The following is a 228-nucleotide window of genomic DNA, read 5'->3' as shown; positions in this document are numbered from 1 at the left end:
AGTAGGTTGCATGCCTTTTGGGATTGATGAGCTATTATAGATGTTACATTAAGGGTTTTAATAAGCTAACAAAACCCTTAATGCTACTCACTTGCAATGAAGAAGAGTGGAGATGGGAAGATGAGCATGAAGAGGCCTTTCTTCAATTAAAGCAAAAGTTGGTGGGTGCTCCCATCTTGAGGAGGTTGATACGAGGTCGTCCATTTGAGCTTCATACAGATTGGAGCA

Annotated in this window: 1 protein-coding gene; it reads left to right on the top strand. The window is 41.2% G+C overall.

The genetic code is table 11. From position 1 onward, the window contains the following. Positions 1 to 26: 26 nt before the first annotated feature. A partial coding sequence (locus tag KVT31_RS30120; RefSeq protein ID WP_254637335.1) for an RNase H-like domain-containing protein occupies positions 27 to 228 on the top strand: 202 nt, incomplete at its 3' end.

It is taken from the genome of Bacillus sp. GbtcB14, from assembly GCF_019091205.1.
GTDB lineage: Bacteria > Bacillota > Bacilli > Bacillales > Bacillaceae_G > Bacillus_A > Bacillus_A cereus_AG.
Note: the sequence above shows the minus strand (reverse complement) of the source record. Positions and strands in the feature narration are given on the sequence as shown.